The organism is Kitasatospora sp. NPDC036755, from assembly GCF_040636595.1.
In the GTDB taxonomy this organism is placed as follows: Bacteria; Actinomycetota; Actinomycetes; order Streptomycetales; family Streptomycetaceae; genus Kitasatospora.
In genome coordinates, this window is the sequence record NZ_JBEZUT010000412.1 from 1 (window position 1) to 6,538 (window position 6,538).

Below are 6,538 nucleotides of genomic sequence, written 5' to 3' on the forward strand. Positions count from 1 at the left end.
GGCGCCGGCACCTGTGGCGCCCCGGCCGCCGCACCGGCGAACGGGCCGGACGGGCCGGACGGGGCCGCGACGGCGGGCGGCGCCCCGGCCGGGGAGGCGGCGAGCGCGAGCCGAGGGCCGGCCAGCGGGAGGAGGACGGCCAGGGGCACGGCGAGCAGGGTGGCGGTCCGCCACCGGGGAGTCGTCGACATGACGCCACGTTAGGTGCGTGGCCCGCGCCGACGCGTCCTGCCCGCGGCGTAACCCGCTCAGCCGCAGGTCGGAGCCGCCACGCCGGACGGACCCGCCGCTCGGGCGGGCGCGTCTCCACCCTGGGCCGCGGGCGGGCCCGGGGCGGCGGCTCCGGGCCGGCGTCACCCGTCACCCGTCACCAGGTGACGGGCAACGCGTGGAGGCCGTAGACCTCGTTGTTGACCCGGTAGGGCACCTCCTCGACGGGACACGCGAGCGCGAGGCCGGGCAGCCGCCGCAGGAGCGCGGGCAGCGCGATCCGCAGTTCGGCGCCGGCCAGTGGCGCGCCGAGGCAGCGGTGCAGGCCGTGCCCGAAGGTCACGTGCGACACGGGGGTCCGTCCGATGTCGAGGCGGTCCATCCCGGGGCCGAGGGCCGGATCCCGGTTGGCGACCGGCAGTTGGCAGACGACCTGCTCACCGGCCCTGATCGGCACGCCGCCGATCTCGGTGTCGCGCCGCGCCGTCCGGGCCATCGCGGTGCTCGACACGGACAGGTAGCGCAGCAGCTCCTCGACGGCGGTGTCGATCACGGGATCGCCGTCGTCGGCGGCGCGCAGGCGGTCGGCCTGTTCCGGGTGCGACAGCAGCGCGAGCACGGCCAGGCCGATCGTGTTGGACACGGTGACGTGCCCGGCGAGCAGCAACACCTCGCAGACGCCGACCAGTTCGGAGTCCGACACCTCGCCGCCGTGTTCCCGGACGAGCATGCCGATCATCCCGTCGTCCGGGCTGCGCCGCTTCTCCGCGACCAACGAGGCCATGTAGGCGTGCGACTCCCGGCCGGCCGCGAGCCGTTCCTCCATGGGGAGTCCGAGGTCCAGCGTGGTGCGGGACCAGTGGTGGAACTGCCCCTGGTCGGGGTCGGGAACGCCGAGCATCCCGCAGATCACCCCGAGCGGCAGCGGCAGGGCGAAGTCGTCCATCAGGTCCGCCGCGGACCCCCGCGCCTCCATCGCGTCGATCAGCTCGCCGACCAGGGTGCGGATCATCGGATCCAGCGAGCGGATCCGCTTCCCGGTGAACTCCGGTGTCAGGACGTGGCGCAGCCGGGTGTGCTCCGGCGCGTCCATGTTGAGGAGCTCGTTCGGCAGGACCGGGGCGCGTTCCGGGTCGTGCATCGCGAAGGTCTCGTGGTCGGCCAGCACGCGCCGCACGTCGGCGTGCCGGGTGACGAGCCAGTACTCGCCGACCCGGTGCAGCCAGAAGTCCCGGACCCGCCGGACCGGTTCCCGCTGGGCCTCGCCCAGTGCCGGGCCCGGGTCGAACCCGTCACGACGGTAGAAGATCGAGATCGGCGGCACTTCCTGCTCACTCATGGGACCTCCCGCGGCCACCCGGCACCCAGTTGTCGATACCCGGTTCCCGATACCCAGGTGCGCGCGCCGCTGCGCCCCCCGGCCCCGATCCCGTGCGATGCACGGGCGCACGGCAGCCTCCCGCACACCCCCTCCCCCGAGCCGGAGCCGCCCCCGGCCCCGGCCCCGACCCCCCGGCCCTCGCCAGGGCAGAGCTCCTACGCCGTGACGCGCGGGGACAGACCGTCCAGCTTGCGGCCGAGTCCCGCCTCGAACACCGTTTCGTGATCGATCAGGGGCACGTCGATTCGCCGGCGGCCCGGTTCCGTGCCGTCCCCTGACAGGCCGTCTCGGCCGCGTGCCGGACGAGTTCGACCGGCCAGACGGCCGTGGATCAGGTGTAGACCTCGTGGGCGTACTCCTCACGGCTCAGCTCGAAGTCGTCCGGCCGGTCACGGCGGAGCTCTTCGTATCGCGCGGTGAAGATCCCGAGCGCCTCGTTGAGCCTGCAGCCGGACACGTCCCTGATCATCCGGAGCGCCGGGCCGATCCGACGGTCCAGGATGCAGCGGTCCAGGACCTCGCGGTCCACACTCTCTGGCAGTTCTCCCATGTGCCGACCGTAGTGACAACGGGTTCGATCGCGCCAGTCAAGATCACCTGGTGCATGGTCGAGGCCACTTGACACAGGACAGGTGTCGACCATCCTGGGCGGATGGCCGACCGTGCGAACTTCGTCGTCGTCCGCGAGAGCGGCGCGTACGAGCTGTACCTGTCCCGGTTCGGGGCGGTGGGGCTCGACCTCGACCTGCTGGCGGGGCCGGGGCGGGTGCTCCCGACGGTCCGGAGTCTGCCGGCGGACGACGGGTGGCTGGACGACGTGCTCTGCCAGGGGGCGGCGCTGATCGACCTCGGCCGGAAGGTGCTGCTGCTGTTCGCCTGGGAGGGGCCGAGCACCGTGCTGCGGTACCGGGCCGCGACGCTGGAGCTGCTGCGCGAGGCGTGGGCGGGCTGGGACGTGCGGTGGCTCTACGACGGCCCCGCGGAGCTGCGGACCCATCTGGGGCTGGACCCGGAGCAGGTGCGTGACCGCGCCGCCGGCGTCCTGGCCGGGCAACCGATCGGACCGGGGGACGAGGAGCTGACCGACCCGGAGCCGATGGCCGCCGTCGTCACCGTCGGGCCGGACCGCTGCCACGTGGTGGCGACCGGCGCCGATCATCCGGTCCGGGAGGGGCCCGCACTGCTCGACCGGCTGACCGGCGGCCCCGAGCACGGTGTGTGCCGGGTGCCGGCCGAGGCCGGGGTCCACGTCGATCCGCTGCGGCGGCGGGTGGGCTGGTGGACGCTCGGGGCGACGGCGGAGGCGTACGAGGTGCCGCAGCGGTGGCCGGGGTGGACGGTGGAGTTCTGGCAGGACCGCTGGGAGGAGCACGTACGGGCGTGCGCCGGGCGGTTCCGGCCGCCACCGGTCGACCACGCGCGCGCCCTGGCCGAGGTGCGGGCGATGGCCGACCGGAGGCGGGGCGGGTAGCCGCCGGCTCGGGGCCCGGAAGCCGCCGATCCGCTGCTCCAGCAGTTCGGCCGGCCGCAGGCGGCCCCGCCCGTCGGCGGCCGGGTCGCGTCAGGCCCCGGCGACGAGCATCCCGCCCATCACCAGCATGGTCGCCGCGACCACACCGTCCAGCACCCGCCAGGCCTTCGGCCGGGACAGGACGCCGCTCAGCAGCCGGGCGCCGAAGCCCAGGGCGGCGAACCAGCACAGGCTGGCCAGTGTCGCGCCCGCGCCGAAGGCCCAGCGCAGGTCACCGCGGCCGGAGGCGAGCGAGCCGAGCAGGAGCACCGTGTCGAGGTAGACGTGCGGGTTCAGCCAGGTCATCGCCAGGCAGGTCAGGACCGCTCGCCGGACGGATCCCGCCGCCGGTCCGCCGCCGGTGAGCGCGGCCGCCGGATCGGGGCGCAGCACCCGTCGGGCCGCCAGGACGCCGTAGCAGAGCAGGAAGGCCCCGCCGACCAGGCCCACGACGGTCAGCGCCGCCGGCCAGGCGGTGACCACGGTGCCCACCCCCGTCACGCCGAGCGCGATCAGTGCCGCGTCCGAGACGGCGCAGATGGCGACGACCGCGAGGACGGCGTGCCGGCGGGCGCCCTGGCGCAGGACGAACGCGTTCTGGGCCCCGATGGCCACGATGAGGGAGAGCCCGGTACCGAATCCGGCGGCTACGGCGGCGATGGCGCTGCTGTTCATGGCCTCGACCGTATGGACCGCGTATGGATGAGTACAGGTAAAGATTCTGAAGTAACCTTAGCCGTACTTATGAACGAACTTCCCCTGGACCAGGTCCGGACCCTGCTCGCGGTGGTCGACGAGGGCACCTTCGACGCCGCGGCCGCCGCCCTGCACGTGACCCCCTCCGCCGTCAGCCAGCGCGTCAAGGCCCTGGAACAGCGCACCGGGCGCGTCCTGCTGATACGGACCAAGCCCGTACGGCTCACCGAGTCCGGCGAGGTGGTGGTCCGTTTCGCCCGCCAACTGGCCCGCCTGGAACGCGACGCCCGCGCCGAACTGGGCCTGGCCGCCGAGCAGGGCCCCGCCCGGGTCCCGATCGCGGTCAACGCCGACTCCCTCGCGACCTGGTTCCTGCCCGCGCTCACCCGGGTGCCGCAGGACCCGCCGATCTGCTTCGAGCTCCACCGGGAGGACGAGTCCCACACCACCGCCCTGCTGCGCGAGGGCCAGGTGATGGCCGCCGTCACCTCCTCGCCCGACCCGGTGGCCGGCTGCACCGTGCGGCCCCTCGGACTGGCCCGCTACCTGGCCGCCGCCACACCGGAGTTCGCGGCCCGTCACCTCACCGGGGACCTGGCCGAGGATCTGTGCCACGCCCCCACCGTGGTCTTCGACCGGCGGGACGACCTCCAGGACGAGTTCGTCCGGTCCCTCACCCGGGGGCGGTCGGGCGCCGGGCGGATCCGCCACCTGGTGCCCGCCTCGGACGGCTTTCGGGACGCGGTGGCCGCCGGCCTCGGCTGGGGCCTCGTACCGCAACCGCAGGCCGGGCCGCTGCTGCGGTCCGGCCGGCTGGTGGAACTGGCGCCCGGCCGGCCCATGGACGTCCCGCTGTACTGGCAGCAGTGGAAGCTGGACTCGCCCGCCCTGTCCACGGTCGCCGAGGTCGTCGCGACGGCCGCCGCCGAGGCCCTGCTCCCCGGGCCCGCCCGCCGCCGGGCGTAGTCGTGCCGGGCGTAGTCGTGCGGGCGTAGTCGTGCCGGGCGGGCCGGTCCCTGCCGGGCGGGCCGCGCCCGTCAATGCCCGGGTGCTTCGTCCCGCCCGCCGTCGAGGGCCTGACCGTGGGCGAGCAGGATGTCCAGCGCCAGGTAGTCCGATCCGGGGCGGCGGACGGGCACGAACACCTCCAGCCGGTCCCCCTCGGTGCGGTAGCCCGCCTTCGTCGCCCGCCCCGACAGGGCCCGGCTGCCGACGTGCGCGGCCAGCCCCCGGACGTCGAGCCGAACGCCGTCGTGGGGGCCCGCGGAGACGAGGGCGATCCGGGACCAGGGCAGCGGCCGGGGGAAGGGGGCGAGCGTCATGCCCTCGGCGGTGAAGGTGAGTGCGCCCCAGCGGTACGCGCCGCCCGCGCCGAGCTCGTTCAGGAGGCGCCGCGCACGGGCCTCGGCGACGGCGCGCGCCGCGTCCGAGACGAAACCCGCGCCGGTCGTGGGGTACGGCTTCGAGATCATCCTCCAGAAGCCGCTCTCCTCGCGGACCCTGATGTAGTCCAGGCCCCTGAGCCGGATCCGGCCGCCCGTGCGGGGGCGGATCACGGTCTTGAGCACGTCGTGGGAGTGCGCGAAGTTGACGCGCACGGACACCCGGGTCGACTCGACGGAGTCGATCTCCTGCCACGCGTACCGCAGCGTGCGGCGCCCCGGCCGGCGTAGCTCGAAGCCGTGCTCGTACTCCCGGATCCGGATCCGGGAGTGCCGCACGCACAGGGCGAGGGACGCCACGGCGGCCCCGGGCATCGCCCAGAACGCGAGGCGGAACGAGGCGTCCTCGTCGTAGTACTTTCCGACGAGGGTGCACAGCACGCCGAACAGGATGAGGAACAGGAACATCGCCATCAGGGGTCTGCGCGCATAGGCACCCTGGTAGGTCCACACCCGCTGCCCCAGCCGCCCGGTCCGCTCCGCCTCCGCCGCCTTGCCTGCCGACACCCCACACACCTCACCTGACCCGTCCGATACCGCGTCGTCGAGTCTCGGGCGGGCCGGCGCGCGGGGCAACGGGAGAACTACTCAATTCCCGTCCGACCGCGGTCCCGTCACCGTCACCGCGCGTCCGTAGGATGGCCACCCATGGGAACGGGGACAGCCACGGGGACGTTCGCCGGCCTCGGCGGTGAGCTGACGCCGCTGATCGGGCGGCGGGCGGAGACGGCCCGGATCGCCCGGCTGCTCTCCGGCGCGCGCCTGGTGACGCTCAGCGGGACGGGCGGCGTGGGCAAGACCCGCCTGGCGCTGCGGGTGGCGGCGGACACGGCGCGCTCCGCCTTCCCCGACGGCGTGCACGTCGTCGAACTCGCCGGCCTGCGGGACCCGGAGCTGCTCGCACCGAGCGTCCTCGGCGCCCTCGACGTGGCGGATCCGGGGCACCCCGGCGCCGATGCGGCGGCCCTCCTCGCCGCCCGGCTGCGCGAGCGGCGCGCCCTGCTGGTCCTGGACAACTGCGAGCACCTGATCGACGCGTGCGCCCGCCTCACCGACGCGTTGCTGCGGGCCGCGCCCGGGCTGCGCGTCCTGGCGACGAGCCGGCAGCCGCTCGGCATCGCGGGCGAACAGGTCTTCCCCGTCGAGCCTCTGCCGGTGCCGGACGCGGGCGCCGCCGTGGGGCCGGACGCCGCCGTGGGGCCGGTCCCCGGGGAAGCCATGCCCGGGATCAGCGCACCCAGTTCTTCAGGGGCTCCGTCTCCAGGACGATGCCCACGGGCTCGGGCAGGCGGACGGTCT

General features: G+C 74.7%; 7 protein-coding genes and 1 pseudogene. 3 read left to right on the forward strand and 5 right to left on the reverse strand.

Annotated features, from left to right (window positions below; genetic code table 11):
* The 3 genes and pseudogenes from AB0E96_RS36695 to AB0E96_RS36705 form a co-directional block, all read right to left on the reverse strand.
* A pseudogene (locus tag AB0E96_RS36695) lies at positions 1-191 on the reverse strand (hypothetical protein); the annotation flags it as partial.
* Between the two features lie 176 nt (positions 192-367).
* Positions 368-1,549 carry a cytochrome P450 gene (locus tag AB0E96_RS36700; RefSeq protein WP_359830444.1) on the reverse strand — a complete coding sequence of 394 codons (1,182 nt, stop codon included), beginning with the start codon at positions 1,547-1,549 and terminating at the stop codon, positions 368-370.
* A 373-nt stretch (positions 1,550-1,922) separates the two neighbouring features.
* Positions 1,923-2,141: a hypothetical protein gene (locus tag AB0E96_RS36705; RefSeq protein ID WP_359830445.1), complete on the reverse strand. Its 219-nt coding sequence runs from the start codon at positions 2,139-2,141 to the stop codon at positions 1,923-1,925.
* A 102-nt stretch (positions 2,142-2,243) separates the two neighbouring features.
* On the opposite strand from AB0E96_RS36705, the gene AB0E96_RS36710 reads away from it, so the two are divergent.
* Positions 2,244-3,062: a hypothetical protein gene (locus tag AB0E96_RS36710; protein ID WP_359830448.1), complete on the forward strand. Its 819-nt coding sequence runs from the start codon at positions 2,244-2,246 to the stop codon at positions 3,060-3,062.
* A gap of 90 nt (positions 3,063-3,152) precedes the next feature.
* On the opposite strand, the gene AB0E96_RS36715 is transcribed toward AB0E96_RS36710, so the two are convergent.
* On the reverse strand, positions 3,153-3,776 hold the full coding sequence (locus AB0E96_RS36715; RefSeq protein WP_359830451.1) for a LysE/ArgO family amino acid transporter: 624 nt from the start codon (positions 3,774-3,776) through the stop codon (positions 3,153-3,155).
* Positions 3,777-3,845: 69 nt separating this feature from the next.
* Between AB0E96_RS36715 and AB0E96_RS36720 the strand changes: the two genes are divergently transcribed.
* Entirely contained in the window at positions 3,846-4,763 is a 918-nt protein-coding gene (locus tag AB0E96_RS36720) for a LysR family transcriptional regulator ArgP (protein WP_359830453.1), read from the forward strand.
* 71 nt (positions 4,764-4,834) lie between these two features.
* Here AB0E96_RS36720 and AB0E96_RS36725 read toward each other — a convergent pair whose 3' ends face one another.
* Complete coding sequence (locus AB0E96_RS36725; protein ID WP_359830456.1) at positions 4,835-5,746, reverse strand: hypothetical protein; 912 nt, start codon at positions 5,744-5,746, stop codon at positions 4,835-4,837.
* A gap of 141 nt (positions 5,747-5,887) precedes the next feature.
* Between AB0E96_RS36725 and AB0E96_RS36730 the strand changes: the two genes are divergently transcribed.
* A partial coding sequence (locus tag AB0E96_RS36730; RefSeq protein WP_359830458.1) for an AAA family ATPase occupies positions 5,888-6,538 on the forward strand: 651 nt, incomplete at its 3' end.

Coding starts and splice junctions, on each gene's coding strand:
- AB0E96_RS36700 (WP_359830444.1), bottom strand. CDS start 1,549: ATGAGTGAGCAGGAAGTGCCGCCGATCTCGATCTTCTACCGTCGTGAC.
- AB0E96_RS36705 (WP_359830445.1), bottom strand. CDS start 2,141: ATGGGAGAACTGCCAGAGAGTGTGGACCGCGAGGTCCTGGACCGCTGC.
- AB0E96_RS36710 (WP_359830448.1), top strand. CDS start 2,244: ATGGCCGACCGTGCGAACTTCGTCGTCGTCCGCGAGAGCGGCGCGTAC.
- AB0E96_RS36715 (WP_359830451.1), bottom strand. CDS start 3,776: ATGAACAGCAGCGCCATCGCCGCCGTAGCCGCCGGATTCGGTACCGGG.
- AB0E96_RS36720 (WP_359830453.1), top strand. CDS start 3,846: ATGAACGAACTTCCCCTGGACCAGGTCCGGACCCTGCTCGCGGTGGTC.